This window comes from Gallibacterium salpingitidis (assembly GCF_030517105.1).
GTDB lineage: Bacteria > Pseudomonadota > Gammaproteobacteria > Enterobacterales > Pasteurellaceae > Gallibacterium > Gallibacterium salpingitidis.
Genome location: NZ_CP103875.1, coordinates 2,176,051 through 2,192,079, shown reverse-complemented (window position 1 = coordinate 2,192,079; position 16,029 = coordinate 2,176,051). Strand labels below are relative to the sequence as shown.

The following is a 16,029-nucleotide window of genomic DNA, read 5'->3' as shown; positions in this document are numbered from 1 at the left end:
GGCATGCAATCGGAAAATCTTTTAGATAATTTGCCAATTTCTGTACTTTCTGGCGTTGGTGCCGCAATGTCAGAAAGATTATCTCGTTTAGGAATTTCTTCGGTACAAGATCTCTTATTTCATTTTCCGCTCCGTTATGAAGATCGCACCCACATTACGCCGTTGAAAGATCTTCGTCCTGATAGTTATGCCACGATTGAAGGTTTAGTGCAAACTTGCGAAGTACAATTTTCCCGTCGTCCAATGCTAATCGTTAGTCTTTCTGACGGTTCATCAAAAGTAATGCTGCGTTTTTTTAATTTTAATGCAGCGATGAAAAATAGTTTTACCACCGGTGCGAGAGTGAAAGCTTTTGGTGAAGTGAAACGAGGACGCTTTATGGCGGAAATTCATCATCCTGAATATCGCATTATTCGCCATAACGAGCCATTGGAGATGGAGGAAAATTTAACACCTATTTATCCATCAACAGAGGGTTTGAAACAGGCTTCGTGGCGGAAATTAACCGATCAAGCATTAGCATTATTAACGAAAAAAACAGTACAAGAATTATTACCAGCCACTTTCAATCCAAGTGGCTATGATCTAAAAACGGCAATCCAATTTTTACATCGTCCACCTGCGGGAACGATGGCGAGTGTATTAGAGAAAGGTGAACATCCTGCACAGTTACGTTTAGCTTTTGAAGAGTTATTGGCACATAATTTAGCTTTGCAGCAGAGTAAGCAACAAACACAGCAACATTCAGCTAAAATTCTGACTTACCATTCAGACATAAAACAACGATTTTTGGCAACACTACCTTTTACACCTACTAATGCACAACTAAGAGTAGTAAGTGATATTGAGCAAGATTTGTCTCAATCTCGACCGATGATGCGTTTAATTCAAGGTGATGTTGGTTCAGGGAAAACGTTGGTTGCCTTATTAGCGGCATTGATTGCGTTAGATAATCAGCAACAAGTTGCGATTATGGCTCCAACGGAAATTCTTGCAGAGCAACATTTTTATAATTTCTCACAATGGTTAGCACCATTCGGTATAGAAGTTGGTTGGATAGCAGGAAAAGTAAAAGGTAAAAAACGCCAGCAAGTGTTGCAACAAATTCAACAAGGTGAAGTACAAGTCGTTATTGGTACACACGCTTTATTCCAAGAAGAAGTTGAATTTCAGGCACTATCTTTAGTGATTATTGATGAGCAGCACCGTTTTGGCGTGGAACAACGTTTAATGCTGCGTGAAAAAGGGGTAAAGAATGGAGTTTATCCACATCAATTAATTATGACTGCCACACCGATTCCACGTACATTAGCGATGACAGTATATGCGGATCTTGATATTTCAATTATTGATGAATTGCCACCAGGGAGAACACCAATAAAAACAGTAGCAATAGCGGAAGATCGACGTGATGAGTTAGTTCAACGTGTATATCGAGCTTGCAGTAAGGATCAGCGTCAAGTGTATTGGGTTTGTACATTAATTGATGAGTCGGAAGTGCTAGAAGCGCAAGCTGCAGAAGCGTTAGCAGAAGATCTCAAAAAAGCATTACCAATGCTACGTATTGGTTTAGTACATGGCAGAATGAAGCCCCAAGAGAAACAAGAGGTTATGTCAGTTTTTAAATCGGGCGACATTGATGTATTAGTAGCGACAACAGTAATTGAAGTGGGCGTAGATGTACCTAATGCAAGTTTGATGATTATCGAGAATGCTGAACGTTTAGGCTTATCGCAATTACATCAGTTACGTGGACGTGTAGGACGTGGTCAGATCGAGTCATTTTGTGTCTTATTGTACAAAACGCCATTAGGCAAAATTTCGCGTCAAAGACTAGATATTATGCGTACTAGTAATGATGGTTTTGCGATTGCAGAAAAAGATTTGGAAATTCGTGGTCCGGGTGAAGTGTTAGGAGTAAAACAAACTGGTGCAGCAGAGTTTCGGGTAGCTAATTTAGTACGTGATCGCAAGTTGTTACCAGCAGTGCAACGTTGTGCAAATCAATTACTATTAGAGCATCCAGAGCACGCTATGTTATTAATTAAACGTTGGTTAAATCAAAAAACAATCTATTCCAATGCCTAAATATCAATCTTATCGTCGTAGTTTACAACAAATGCAATGGTTAGCGGATTTTAATCAGCTGCCAAAAAGACAGCAACAATGGCTAATGATTACTGGTTCATTGACTGCAGCGTTAAAACAGCGGTGTAATCAATTTTCTGTACAGCCTATCTTTGAAGGATGGGTGACTGATAATGGTGATACAGAAATACAAGTTCATACACAACAATATTGGTTACGAGAAGTCATACTTTTAGGTGATCAGCAACCATGGATTTTTGCGAGAACCATCATTCCTATTGATACTTTTAATCAATATAAACAACAAATTCAACAGCTTGGCAATCAACCAATTGGAGAATGGTTATTTCAACAACCAATTCAACGATCGAAATTAATGTGGGGAAAAACAACGACTGAATTTGCGCGTCGATCAGTGCTGACACTTTCTCAACATCCGTTTTTTATCAGTGAGCTTTTCCTTGAGGATTTTTGGTTAAAGGCATAAGATCGCCAACTCAATTACTTAAAAAATTTTCTATTATTATGGCAAATGTACCAACGATTTTATTTTTTGATTCTGGCGTAGGCGGTTTAAGTGTTTATCGAGAAGTCAAAGCTTTATTGCCAGATTGTCACTATCTATATTGTTTAGATAACGCCTGTTTCCCTTATTCTGAAAAAACGGAAAAATTAATTGAGCAGCGCTGTGTAGCAATTTGTAAAAAGATTGCAGAGAGAGAAACGATAGATTTAATTGTCATTGCTTGTAATACTGCGAGTACGATTGTATTACCAGCTATGAGGGAGAATTTTTCTTGCCCTATCGTGGGTACAGTTCCGGCAATTAAACCAGCAGCACAAAAAACACAAACTAAAGTAATTGGTTTATTAGCCACTAAAGGAACCATAATTCGATCTTATGTAGATGATCTGATCAAAGAATACGCGCAAGATTGTGAGGTAAAACGTCTAGGGTCAACTGAATTAGTGGAGATTGCTGAACAAAAATTACACGGTAAACCTGCCGACCATTTTGCTGTCATGCGAGCTGTATCTGAATGGAGTTATGAATATGAATTAGATACAGTAATTCTTGGATGTACACATTTTCCACTATTAAAAGCAGAATTAAAAGCCTGTTTACCGCAAGTAAGTTATTTTATTGATTCAGGAAAGGCTATCGCTAAACGAGTTCAGTCTTTGCTACCAGAATTTTCAACAGAAAAGATCAAAAAAGAACAAATAGCATATTGCACAGCACCATTTATAGATAATGAATATGTGATAAAAATGTTTTTTGAATGGGGGTTTTCAAATATAATGGTATTGTCAGAAATAAGCTAATTTATGGATATCTAAAGTAAGGGGGATATTAATGATTAATTTAGATACGTTTCATCAACAGAGGCATTTTTATTTTGATCTGTATAAACATTTTTTACTGTATAGGGATAATAATAAAGTAAAAAATTTCTTATTGAAGTCTAATCCTCTATATCCAAGTGATAATAAGCAAAAGAAGATTCCAAAAGTATTGCATTATGTTTGGTTTGGTAAAAAAATGTATCCATAGTTGGCAAAATCAGGAAGGATTCACAATTAAATTATGGAATGAAGATAATTTTCCGATACATTTATACCCTTTTGCAGAACAAGCATACCGTGAGAAAAAATGGGCAATGGTATCAGATGTGGCACGTCTACATGCTTTATATTATGAAGGGGGTATTTATTTAGATACAGATATGGAATTAATCAATCCATTATTTCCTCTGTTAGATTATGATGCTTTTGGCTGTGTTGAATCAAAAAGACTACTATCAATAGGACTAGCTGGTTCTCGTCCTTTGCAATCTTGGGTGGGAAAAGTATTATCTTGGTATAAAATTACCCCATTTAGACCCTACTATCATAAAATTGCAAATACGAGAATTATCTCTAGAATGACAGAATTACACTATGGTGTAAAACTTAGTGGTAATCCATTTAGATTAAAAGATGGAATGTACTTTCTGCCATATGATTATTTTTTACCAAGAAGAGATAGCAATGGAGAGTTTATCATCACTGATAATACGATTGCTATTCACCATGGAACCGGCTTATGGTAATTTACTAGTGCGAAAAAAACAGCACTTAATAAAAAAATTAAAAAAAATGAAAAAAAGTGCTTGCAAGGTGAATTGAAATCACTATAATGCACCTCCGCAACGACGCTGAAGTGTGAAGTTAAAAAAGAAAGCGTCGTTTTTTGTTCTTTAACATTTTATCAGACAATCTGTGTGGGCATTCGTAGATGATGTTTTTACTTTAAGTAAAAGAATTGAAAAATTATCTTGAATGCTGAATTTGAAGATTCATATGATTTGAATAACGAAGTCAGTTTTTTTAAGAGCGAAGATTAAATTGAAGAGTTTGATCATGGCTCAGATTGAACGCTGGCGGCAGGCTTAACACATGCAAGTCGGACGGTAACAGGGGAGAAGCTTGCTTCTTTTGCTGACGAGTGGCGGACGGGTGAGTAAGGCTTGGGAATTTGGCTTATGGAGGGGGATAACTACGGGAAACTGTAGCTAACACCGCGTAATATCGAGAGATTAAAGTAGAGGGACCGAAAGGCCTTTAGCCATAAGATGAGCCCAAGTGAGATTAGGTAGTTGGTGAGGTAAGGGCTCACCAAGCCGACGATCTCTAGCTGGTCTGAGAGGATGGCCAGCCACACTGGGACTGAGACACGGCCCAGACTCCTACGGGAGGCAGCAGTGGGGAATATTGCGCAATGGAGGGAACTCTGACGCAGCCATGCCGCGTGAATGAAGAAGGCCTTCGGGTTGTAAAGTTCTTTCGGTGGTGAGGAAGGTGCATGCTTAAATAGGGCATGTAATTGACGTTAGCCACAGAAGAAGCACCGGCTAACTCCGTGCCAGCAGCCGCGGTAATACGGAGGGTGCGAGCGTTAATCGGAATAACTGGGCGTAAAGGGCACGCAGGTGGTGACTTAAGTGAGGTGTGAAAGCCCTGGGCTTAACCTGGGAATTGCATTTCATACTGGGTCGCTAGAGTACTTTAGGGAGGGGTAGAATTCCACGTGTAGCGGTGAAATGCGTAGAGATGTGGAGGAATACCGAAGGCGAAGGCAGCCCCTTGGGAAGATACTGACGCTCATGTGCGAAAGCGTGGGGAGCAAACAGGATTAGATACCCTGGTAGTCCACGCTGTAAACGCTGTCGATTTGGGGATTGGTTATTAGGATTGGTCCTCGAAGCTAACGTGATAAATCGACCGCCTGGGGAGTACGGCCGCAAGGTTAAAACTCAAATGAATTGACGGGGGCCCGCACAAGCGGTGGAGCATGTGGTTTAATTCGATGCAACGCGAAGAACCTTACCTACTCTTGACATCCATAGAAGGACTCAGAGATGAGTTTGTGCCTTCGGGAGCTATGAGACAGGTGCTGCATGGCTGTCGTCAGCTCGTGTTGTGAAATGTTGGGTTAAGTCCCGCAACGAGCGCAACCCTTATCCTTTGTTGCCAGCGGGTAGAGCCGGGGACTCAAAGGAGACTGCCAGTGACAAGCTGGAGGAAGGTGGGGATGACGTCAAGTCATCATGGCCCTTACGAGTAGGGCTACACACGTGCTACAATGGTGCATACAGAGGGAGGCGAAGTGGCGACATGGAGCGAAACTCAGAAAGTGCATCGTAGTCCGGATTGGAGTCTGCAACTCGACTCCATGAAGTCGGAATCGCTAGTAATCGCGAATCAGAATGTCGCGGTGAATACGTTCCCGGGCCTTGTACACACCGCCCGTCACACCATGGGAGTGGGTTGTACCAGAAGTAGATAGCTTAACCTTTAGGAGGGCGTTTACCACGGTATGATTCATGACTGGGGTGAAGTCGTAACAAGGTAACCGTAGGGGAACCTGCGGTTGGATCACCTCCTTACTAGATTAAAGTGAAGATGTTACTATGAAATGTTCACACAGATTGTTTGATAGAAGGACGACACCTACAGAGGGTCTGTAGCTCAGGTGGTTAGAGCGCACCCCTGATAAGGGTGAGGTCGGTGGTTCAAGTCCACTCAGACCCACCATGAGCGAGAATGATGCGAATGGGACTGTAGGGAAAGAAGGATTGGGGATATAGCTCAGCTGGGAGAGCGCCTGCCTTGCACGCAGGAGGTCAGCGGTTCGATCCCGCTTATCTCCACCAATTCGAACAGAGGTCATGACTAAGAGGTTAAGAAGAAAGTGGAAACACTTAACCTTTTAGTCATGACGAAAGTCTGAATATTGCTCTTTAAAAACGAAGACACAAGCTGAAAACTGAGAACTCAAAAGCGAGCGACTGAAGGGAGAGAATCCTTGAGGTTGTATAGTTAAGTAAGTAAGCGTACACGGTGGATGCCTAGGCAATCAGAGGCGAAGAAGGACGTGCTAATCTGCGAAAAGCGTGGAGGAGTTGATAAGAAGCGTTAACTCCACGATATCCGAATGGGGAAACCCGGTAGATGAAGAATCTATCATCACTATCTGAATTTATAGGATAGTGAAGCGAACCAGGAGAACTGAAACATCTCAGTACCCTGAGGAAAAGAAATCAACCGAGATTCTGCGAGTAGCGGCGAGCGAAAGTGGAGGAGCCGTTAGAGATAGTAGAGGATTTAGGAGAATGAGTTGGGAAGCTCAATCGAAGAGGGTGACAATCCCGTATCTGAAGAATCCTTTATGGTACTAAGCTAACAAGAAGTAGGGCGAGACACGAGGAATCTTGTCTGAAGAAGGGGGGACCATCCTCCAAGGCTAAATACTCCTGATTGACCGATAGTGAACCAGTACCGTGAGGGAAAGGCGAAAAGAACCCCGGGAGGGGAGTGAAAGAGAACCTGAAACCGTGTACGTACAAGCAGTGGGAGCATAGGAGACTATGTGACTGCGTACCTTTTGTATAATGGGTCAGCGAGTTATATTTTGTAGCGAGGTTAACCGGATAGGGGAGCCGAAGGGAAACCGAGTCTTAACTGGGCGGAAGTTGCAAGGTATAGACCCGAAACCCGGTGATCTAGCCATGGTCAGGTTGAAGGTTGGGTAACACTAACTGGAGGACCGAACCGACTACTGTTGAAAAAGTAGCGGATGAATTGTGGCTGGGGGTGAAAGGCCAATCAAACCGGGAGATAGCTGGTTCTCCCCGAAATCTATTTAGGTAGAGCCTTATATGAATACCTTTGGGGGTAGAGCACTGTTTCGGCTAGGGGTCCATCCCGGATTACCAACCCGATGCAAACTGCGAATACCAAAGAGTAATATATAGGAGACACACGGCGGGTGCTAACGTTCGTCGTGGAGAGGGAAACAACCCAGACCGCCAGCTAAGGTCCCAAAGTCTATATTAAGTGGGAAACGAGGTGGAAAGGCATAGACAGCTAGGATGTTGGCTTAGAAGCAGCCATCATTTAAAGAAAGCGTAATAGCTCACTAGTCGAGTCGGTCTGCGCGGAAGATGTAACGGGGCTAAAATATAGCACCGAAGCTGCGGCATCAGGCGTATCACTAATACGCCTTACGATTAACAACTTGCGAAAGTATAGAGCAAGTTGGTCAAGCGCCCAACACGTTGAGTGGAGGGGGTGTGAGATTGAAGGAATATTAGTGATACGCCTGTTGGGTAGGGGAGCGTTGTGTAAGCTGACGAAGGTGACTTGAGAGGGTTGCTGGAGGTATCACAAGTGCGAATGCTGACATAAGTAACGATAAAGCGGGTGAAAGGCCCGCTCGCCGGAAGACCAAGGTTTCCTGTCCAACGTTAATCGGGGCAGGGTGAGTCGGCCCCTAAGGCGAGGCTGAAGAGCGTAGTCGATGGGAAATGGGTTAATATTCCCATACTTGTTAGATAAGCGATGTAGGGACGGAGAAGGCTAGGCAAGCAGACGGACGGAAGGGTCTGTTCAAGCGTGTAGGTAGATGGTGTAGGCAAATCCGCACCATTAATGCTGAGGCGTGAAGAGGAGCGACTACGGTTGCGAAGTTGTTGATGCCAAGCTTCCAGGAAAAGCTGCTAAGCACATTATCTAATAAACCGTACTGAAAACCGACACAGGTGGTCAGGTAGAGAATACTAAGGCGCTTGAGAGAACTCGGGTGAAGGAACTAGGCAAAATAGCACCGTAACTTCGGGAGAAGGTGCGCTGGCGTAGTGTGAAGTCTGCACAGATGGAGCATGAACCAGTCGAAGAGACCTGCTGGCTGCAACTGTTTAATAAAAACACAGCACTCTGCAAACACGCAAGTGGACGTATAGGGTGTGACGCCTGCCCGGTGCTGGAAGGTTAATTGATGGTGTTATCGAAAGAGAAGCACTTGATCGAAGCCCCAGTAAACGGCGGCCGTAACTATAACGGTCCTAAGGTAGCGAAATTCCTTGTCGGGTAAGTTCCGACCTGCACGAATGGCGTAATGATGGCCAGGCTGTCTCCACCCGAGACTCAGTGAAATTGAAATCGCCGTGAAGATGCGGTGTACCCGCGGCTAGACGGAAAGACCCCGTGAACCTTTACTATAGCTTGACACTGAACCTTGAATTTTAATGTGTAGGATAGGTGGGAGACTGAGAGATACTGACGCCAGTTGGTAAGGAGTCGATGTTGAAATACCACCCTTTAACGTTTGATGTTCTAACGAGGTACCTGTAACGGGTATTCGGACAGTGTCTGGTGGGTAGTTTGACTGGGGCGGTCTCCTCCCAAAGAGTAACGGAGGAGTACGAAGGTTTGCTAATCACGGTCGGACATCGTGAGGTTAGTACAATGGTAGAAGCAAGCTTGACTGCGAGACGGACAAGTCGAGCAGGTACGAAAGTAGGTCATAGTGATCCGGTGGTTCTGAATGGAAGGGCCATCGCTCAACGGATAAAAGGTACTCCGGGGATAACAGGCTGATACCGCCCAAGAGTTCATATCGACGGCGGTGTTTGGCACCTCGATGTCGGCTCATCACATCCTGGGGCTGAAGTAGGTCCCAAGGGTATGGCTGTTCGCCATTTAAAGTGGTACGCGAGCTGGGTTTAGAACGTCGTGAGACAGTTCGGTCCCTATCTGCCGTGGGCGAAGGAGAATTGAGGGGGGCTGCTCCTAGTACGAGAGGACCGGAGTGGACGCACCGCTGGTGTTCCAGTTGTTTCGCCAGAAGCATTGCTGGGTAGCTAAGTGCGGGAGAGATAAGTGCTGAAAGCATCTAAGCACGAAACTTGCCCCGAGATGAGTTGTCCCTGACGTTAAGTCAGTAAGGGTTGTTGAAGACGACGACGTAGATAGGTGGGGTGTGTAAGTGATGTGAGTCATTGAGCTAACCCATACTAATTGCCCGAGAGGCTTAACTATACAAGCTGAAGGGTTTTTCCCGAAAAAGAAGTGAAAAGTGCTAAAGCAAAAAAAGCGAAAAAAGCAAAGAAGCGAGAGAGAGAAAGCAGTGAGAGAGAGAAAAAGAAATCTCACTGATAAGTTGACAGCTTGTGAGAGTTTTTAGAGAAGAAGATAAAGCAGAAAGCGAGAAGCGAGAAGCAGAAAGTCAAAAGGATTAATCCTGGCGGCGAGAATGCGATAGACCCACCTGAATCCATGCCGAACTCAGAAGTGAAATGTCGTAATGCCGATGGTAGTGTGGGGATTCCCCATGTGAGAGTAGGTCACTGCCAGGTTAAAGAAAAGAGAGAAGGACGCTAGTTGAGGAATCGACTAGCGTTTTTTTATTTTTTGTCTTTTTATGGATTTTCAGATTTTACTTTGACTATTCCAATTTCATTTTAAACATATCTTATTTCCTTAGATCTTACTTGAAATAATATTTTCCAGATCCTCTAATTGTATAGCGCATTTTTGATTTCTATTTTTTGATTTTTTAGGGCTGGTTGGATTTTGCTTAGGTTATTCCAATCAATAATCCATTGAAATGGCTAAAGAAGAGAGTTTGTAGAAATGAATAAGTGTAAAGGAAAGAGAGAAAAAATTGCCACTTAAATCAGTGGCAATTTATAAATCATATTAGTCATAGTACTAATTAAGAAAGCTACAAGAAATCATTATATTTATAACGTTTCTTGAGGATAGTTTTCTTGGGCTAGTGCTATATTCAACAATCTCAAATGCTCTTCTTTTTCTTCACGTGTCAATAGTGAATCATGTTTAAGATATAAAGCACCAACTAGCTTCCAGTATAGGCCAAGGCCTTCTATTAAGATGATACCTTTTAGCTGTGTAAAGATCTTTGCAGGTCCACGTCTCTTGAACTCTTTTACATTTCTTACACCAATTCTGCCTAAAAGCCGTTCATGTTTTATGCTTAGATTGGGTAAATCCCTGATTTGAGATTGTTTCTTTTTCTTTTTTCGCTTCTTTTCATATGCTACTTGAGCAATAGATAAGTTAAGGTATAAGCGATATTTCTCATCATCTTGCGTAATTTCATCAGGAAGATAAAAATACTGTGCTGCAGATGATGATGTATAAGGGCAAGGAGTAGCCCCTAATTTGAGTAATAGAGCTGCAAATTCTTTTGTAGCCCTGATATAGAAAAATTTTCTTTGATAAATACCAAACATATGTTCATTCTTGAAAACGCCGTATCCATTAAATAAGCTTTTAACTGTCACAGGACCAATTAACTTGGTTAATTTCTGGCTGATAAAAGCAGTGTTAATTTCCGTTTGGGTGAATTTTTTCATAAAAATCTCCTAAATATTAAGAACAACACTGAAATAAAGGTTAGAAAGGTACAGCGAAGTTAATATAACAACAAATGTTAATTAACAAAAACATTTTGTTAATAAAATATTAAAAATGTGAACTGAATCGATAAATTGAAAAAAGATCGGAAAAAATAGGGGGATTCTAACTGATAATTTTAGCTGTAATGGCAAATTTATTAATTAGAGATCGCTTCATAACTCAAAAGGAAATGAATTTTGATGCAGAAAGAATAGTTTTATCTTCAAAAAAAGAATCCGATGTTGAAGCATTATTTGAAATGTGAAAGATGAACAAGTAAGAGTGATAGTCAAGGATGTTTTGCTTACTATAGTAAGTGTTAAAAGAAAGTATTATTAACTAATGGGTGATTATAGAGGAATATCGCCCTTTTGACTTATGAGATGACTGCTAGGTTTAAAACAGGTTTCTAGAATATACTTATTATAATTAAATTTAATGGTGGGTCGTGAAGGATTCGAACCTTCGACCAACGGATTAAAAGTCCGCTGCTCTACCGACTGAGCTAACGACCCGTCGTAAGGTGAGTTAATGTAGTGGTGGGTCATGAAGGGCTCGAACCTTCGACCGACGGATTAAGAGTCCGCTGCTCTACCAACTGAGCTAATAACCCACTTAAATAAATAAGTGTTAAGTGGTGGGTCGTGAAGGATTCGAACCTTCGACCAACGGATTAAAAGTCCGCTGCTCTACCGACTGAGCTAACGACCCTTAAGGGTAAAATATGGAATGAATGGTGGGTCGTGAAGGATTCGAACCTTCGACCAACGGATTAAAAGTCCGCTGCTCTACCGACTGAGCTAACGACCCAAGCGTTACCATATCGCAACGGGTGCTTATAATACTGATTTTCAGGAACTAATCAATAAAAATTTTGAGATTTTTTGCTGTTTGGTGCAATCAAAACCAGTTTGTTTGAAAAATAACCTAATTGTGCTAATTCCCATGAGAAATCCTGAGGAATTTCAAGGTGTATATGGATTATTCCTCATTAATATCCACAAAGTTAGCCTGTGTAAGTTTAGCAAGATCTTGTGGATTTAATTCGATATCAATACCTCGCTTACCACCAGAAATAAAAATAGTATCAAATTCTTGTGCAGTAGCAGAGATAACCGTAGGTAAACGTTTTTTTTGTCCTAATGGGCTAATACCGCCAACAAGATAACCAGTGACTTTCTCAGCAAGATGTTTATCTGCTAAATCTACTTTTTTTACTCCTAATGCTTTCGCAGCCTTTTTTAGACTTAAATTGTAAGCGACAGGCACTACCATCACTGCAAGTTGTTTATCATCACCATTAGCAGTAACTAATAAGGTTTTGTAAGTTTGTAGTGGTGATAAATTTAATTTTTCAACAGCCTCTTTACCGAAGTGAGTATTGTTAGGATCATGATCATATTGGTGAATTTGAAATGAAATTTTTTGTTTTTTTAATAAGTTAATTGCCGGTGTCATGGAAAACATTCCCGTCTTAAATGTTAATTTGTTAGAATAGCCAGCCGAAGAGTAGCATGGAGAATAAAATGAATTCAAGTTTAAATATTGTGATTGCAGCAGATTTTGCTCTAGCTGAAAAGCTAGTCACGATTTTAGAAGAAAGTTCGTTAGCTTCCGCAACAGTAACCGTTGTTGAAGCGCAAAAGTTTTCTGAAGAACAAAATATTCGTTTCAATGGAAAGTATGTGGAGCAATTAAGTTTTGCTGATGTTGATTGGAAAGAATATGACTATCTATTGTTTGCGGGCAGTTTAGAACAAGTTCCTCATTTAGCGGCAGCGGCAGAAGCAGGCTGTATATCTATTGATGTGTTAGGAATATGTGCATATTTGAGCGATATTCCAGCAGTAGTACCAACGGTAAATGAAGATATGTTAGCGGATCTTAGACAACGAAATATTGTTTCGTTACCTAATCCGCAGATTTGTCAATTAGCACTTATCCTGAAACCGCTATTGCAACAGTATCAAATTACTCAGCTAACAGTAACGTCTTTGTTGCCAATGTCTTATTTTGGTGAAGAGAAAGTGAAAGAATTAGTAGGGCAAACAGCCCAATTATTAAATGGCGTACCATTAAGTGAAGAACAGCAACGATTGGCTTTTGATGTGGCACCGATATCGCATCGAGAAGAAGTGAATAAACAACGCCTTTTATTAGCGAAAGTATTACCAACTTTTTCAGGACAATTTATTGAGCATCAAGTACAAGTGCCAGTATTTTATGGTTTTTCTCAAATGATTGCCGTATCAGGTTATGATCTTGAACAATTTGATCCAATGTTAAGTTGGCAACAAAATGAGTTGTTGCAATATCATCCTGAACAAATTGTTACACCAGTGATTAATGGGGAAACAGAAGAAAACGCCGAACAGTTACCAAAATTACATATTGGTCAGGTAGCTAGTGAAGATGAACAATTAAATCTATGGGCAGTTAGCGATGAACGTGGATTTGCCAGAGCTAGATTGGCAATTGAATTATTACAGCTAGTAGTACAAGCATAATACTTAGTAAAAAGGGGCATTTAGCCCCTTTTGATCGTTGTTAGAAAAGTTCTTTGACTTCTCCTTGACTGTTAATAATTTGATTACCTTGTTCTGGAACATAGTGTTGTGTTGGTTCTGTTCCTTCAATAAAGTACTCTAATCTACCACCAGAATCGGTTAATAAGCCATTTTCCATCGAAATTCGTTTTTGAATAACGCCATCTGGAATAGGATCTTCTCTCACTGGCAGTGATTTTAATGCATTGGTCATATAATCAACCCAAGCTGGCATCGCTGATTTACCACCTGACTCACCGCGTCCAAGATCTAATTTATTATCATCAAAGCCGATATAAACTGAGGTCACTAAATTTGAGCCATAACCAACATACCATGCAACTTTGGAATTATTAGTTGTCCCTGTTTTACCACCGATATCAGGACGTCCAATTGATTTACCGCGCCAGCTGGTACCTGTCCAGTTACCACCAGGTTCGCCATAAATACCAGAATTTAAAGCGCTACGCATTAGGAAAGCAATTTTGCCGCTGATGACTCGTGGTGCATATTGAGGTTCATCAGTTTGTTTGGTGTCATTACCATTTTCACCTAATAAACTTGGTGCATTTTCTAATTTCACATTATTAGTGTTTAATTCAGGAACATCTGGCACAGCCTCACTGTTATCTTCATCCACATCAGTATTAGATGATAATGGCGTATCTGGTGCTGAATTTTCAGTGGCAGAGTTATCTACTTTCAAAGAAAGGAAATCAATCGGCTTAACTTCACCATAAATTACTGGAACTTGTTTATCACTACATTGGAAGCAAGCAATTTTTGGTTTAGCGACAAAAATTTCTTTGCCAGTATTATCTTTAATAGATTGGATAATATAAGGATCAATCAAGAAGCCACCATTATCAATAACCGCATAACCTCTAGCCATTTCTAAAGGTGTAAAAGAAGCTGCCCCGAGAGCAAGTGCTTCAGTTGCTGCGTATTGATTTTTTTGGAAACCAAAACGTTGTAGGTAATCAGCAATATAGTCGATGCCTACCATATTTACCGCACGTACCATCATAACGTTCTTTGATAATCCTAAACCAACACGTAAACGTAGCGGTCCATTAAATACATTTGGTGAATTTTTTGGTTGCCAAGGTGCCTGACCCGCTTTACGCAAGGTAATTGGTGCATCATTCAAGATGGTTGCGAGAGTTAAGCCTTTATCTAAAGCTGCAGTATAAATAAAAGGTTTGATAGACGATCCCACTTGAACCATAGATTGAGTGGCACGATTGAATTTGCTGATTGCAAAACTAAAACCGCCCACCATCGCTTCAATAGCACCATTAGAACTGTTTAATGAAATCATACCTGAGTTAGCAATTGGAATTTGGCGTAAAACCCATTGTTGTTTGCTATCTTGCATAACCCAAATCATATCACCAACATGTAAAATTTTATTGATGTTGCCAGCCCATTTGACTGCATTTTGATTTAAGGTAATGGTTTCGCCATTGGCTAACATTGCTTGAGCTTGAGCATTTTTTACTTCTAGGACTGCAGCTGGTTGTAATGGATCGGCAGCAGGCTGTTTATTTAGGAATCCGATAATTCTTTCTTTATCCCAAGCTGTTTCATCAGCTTTCCATAAGGTAGCGTTTTTACGATAGCCATGGCGCATATCATAAGCTAATAAGTTATTTCTTAAAGCTTGTTGTGCATTTAATTGATCTGCTGAATTGATCGTAGTAAATACTTGATAACCTTTAGTATAGGCTTGTTCTTCACCGTATAGTTTTACCATTTCTTGACGAACGGCTTCGACGACATAATCGGCATGAAGATCGAGCTTTGAGCCATGATAGCTAGCGACAATAGGCTCTTGTAACGCTTGTTTGTATTGGTCTGGAGTGATGTAGTTTTCATCTAACATACGGCTAAGTACGATATTTCGGCGTTCTGTAGCTCGTTTTAATGAATAGAGTGGGTTCATTGTGGAAGGCGCTTTTGGTAGCCCAGCTAATACTGCAATTTCACTTAATGTTAATTGATCTAAGGTTTTACCAAAATAGGTTTGTGCGGCAGCAGCCACACCATAAGCACGATATCCAAGATAAATTTTGTTGAGATAGAGTTCTAAAATTTCATTTTTAGTTAAATTGTTTTCAATATCGATAGCGAGAACTGCTTCTTTAATCTTACGAATTAATTTTTTTTCTGGCGTAAGAAAGAAGTTACGTGCTACTTGTTGGGTGATAGTACTTGCGCCTTGAGAAGCACCGCCAGAAGTAATAGCGACTTTTAATGCACGAGCAATCCCGATTGGATCAATACCATGATGCTCATAAAAACGGCTATCTTCTGTTGCGATTACTGCATTGATCATTTGCTGTGGAATTTGTGCTAAAGGTACTGGAATACGACGTTGTTCACCAACTTCACCGATAAGTTTTCCATCAGCAGTAAAGATCTGCATTGGTTGTTGTAATTCAACATTTTTTAATTCATTCACATCAGGTAGTTGTGATTTGATGTGAAAATAGAACAAACCACCGGCTACACAGCCGATAACAAATAAAGTCAAAATAGAACTAAATATTAATTTTACGATCTTCATCGAAAAAAGACTCTCTATATAGAAATAAAGGTAATAAACGAAAGTAAAGTGTACTTGTGTTTTTTAATTTGAGTGTTGATT

General features: G+C 40.8%; 8 protein-coding genes, 6 tRNA genes and 3 rRNA genes. 10 read left to right on the top strand and 7 right to left on the bottom strand.

Annotated features, from left to right (window positions below; translation table 11 throughout):
- The first annotated feature begins 3 nt into the window (after positions 1-3).
- The 9 genes from recG (at position 4) to rrf (ending at position 9,767) form a co-directional block, all read left to right on the top strand.
- The gene (recG, locus tag NYR30_RS10500) at positions 4-2,088 is read left to right on the top strand and encodes an ATP-dependent DNA helicase RecG (protein WP_066422284.1); all 2,085 of its coding nucleotides are present in this window, start codon (positions 4-6) and stop codon (positions 2,086-2,088) included.
- Positions 2,081-2,575 (top strand): chorismate--pyruvate lyase family protein, encoded by a 495-nt coding sequence (locus NYR30_RS10495; RefSeq protein ID WP_066422285.1) that lies wholly within the window; start codon positions 2,081-2,083, stop codon positions 2,573-2,575. The genes recG and NYR30_RS10495 overlap by 8 nt, the downstream gene beginning before the upstream one ends.
- Before the next feature lie 38 nt (positions 2,576-2,613).
- On the top strand, positions 2,614-3,414 hold the full coding sequence (gene murI / locus NYR30_RS10490; protein ID WP_066422287.1) for a glutamate racemase: 801 nt from the start codon (positions 2,614-2,616) through the stop codon (positions 3,412-3,414).
- 197 nt (positions 3,415-3,611) lie between these two features.
- Positions 3,612-4,181: a glycosyltransferase family 32 protein gene (locus NYR30_RS10485; protein WP_302500989.1), complete on the top strand. Its 570-nt coding sequence runs from the start codon at positions 3,612-3,614 to the stop codon at positions 4,179-4,181.
- A gap of 292 nt (positions 4,182-4,473) precedes the next feature.
- Positions 4,474-6,017 (top strand): 16S ribosomal RNA (locus NYR30_RS10480).
- A gap of 71 nt (positions 6,018-6,088) precedes the next feature.
- Positions 6,089-6,165: transfer RNA gene (locus tag NYR30_RS10475), tRNA-Ile, on the top strand.
- Positions 6,166-6,208: 43 nt separating this feature from the next.
- Positions 6,209-6,284, top strand: a tRNA-Ala gene (locus NYR30_RS10470).
- A 164-nt stretch (positions 6,285-6,448) separates the two neighbouring features.
- A 23S ribosomal RNA gene (locus NYR30_RS10465) occupies positions 6,449-9,450 on the top strand.
- A gap of 201 nt (positions 9,451-9,651) precedes the next feature.
- Positions 9,652-9,767, top strand: a 5S ribosomal RNA gene (rrf, locus tag NYR30_RS10460).
- The 16S, 23S and 5S rRNA genes sit together here with 2 tRNA genes alongside, the layout of an rRNA operon.
- A 387-nt stretch (positions 9,768-10,154) precedes the next feature.
- Here the strand turns inward: rrf and NYR30_RS10455 are convergent.
- The 6 genes from NYR30_RS10455 to ybaK form a co-directional block, all read right to left on the bottom strand.
- The gene (locus NYR30_RS10455) at positions 10,155-10,790 is read right to left on the bottom strand and encodes a TfoX/Sxy family protein (RefSeq protein WP_066422090.1); all 636 of its coding nucleotides are present in this window, start codon (positions 10,788-10,790) and stop codon (positions 10,155-10,157) included.
- Positions 10,791-11,272: 482 nt separating this feature from the next.
- A tRNA-Lys gene (locus tag NYR30_RS10450) sits at positions 11,273-11,348 on the bottom strand.
- Between the two features lie 22 nt (positions 11,349-11,370).
- Positions 11,371-11,446: transfer RNA gene (locus tag NYR30_RS10445), tRNA-Lys, on the bottom strand.
- Positions 11,447-11,468: 22 nt separating this feature from the next.
- Positions 11,469-11,544 (bottom strand) — tRNA-Lys (locus tag NYR30_RS10440).
- Positions 11,545-11,567: 23 nt separating this feature from the next.
- A tRNA-Lys gene (locus tag NYR30_RS10435) sits at positions 11,568-11,643 on the bottom strand.
- 171 nt (positions 11,644-11,814) lie between these two features.
- Positions 11,815-12,291, bottom strand: coding sequence for a Cys-tRNA(Pro)/Cys-tRNA(Cys) deacylase YbaK (gene ybaK / locus NYR30_RS10430; protein ID WP_066112248.1), 477 nt, complete (start codon positions 12,289-12,291; stop codon positions 11,815-11,817).
- A gap of 68 nt (positions 12,292-12,359) precedes the next feature.
- Here ybaK and NYR30_RS10425 point away from each other — a divergent pair, with 68 nt between their 5' ends.
- Positions 12,360-13,340: an Asd/ArgC dimerization domain-containing protein gene (locus NYR30_RS10425; protein WP_066112251.1), complete on the top strand. Its 981-nt coding sequence runs from the start codon at positions 12,360-12,362 to the stop codon at positions 13,338-13,340.
- Between the two features lie 40 nt (positions 13,341-13,380).
- Here NYR30_RS10425 and NYR30_RS10420 read toward each other — a convergent pair whose 3' ends face one another.
- On the bottom strand, positions 13,381-15,948 hold the full coding sequence (locus tag NYR30_RS10420) for a penicillin-binding protein 1A (RefSeq protein WP_302500985.1): 2,568 nt from the start codon (positions 15,946-15,948) through the stop codon (positions 13,381-13,383).
- Positions 15,949-16,029: the final 81 nt, after the last annotated feature.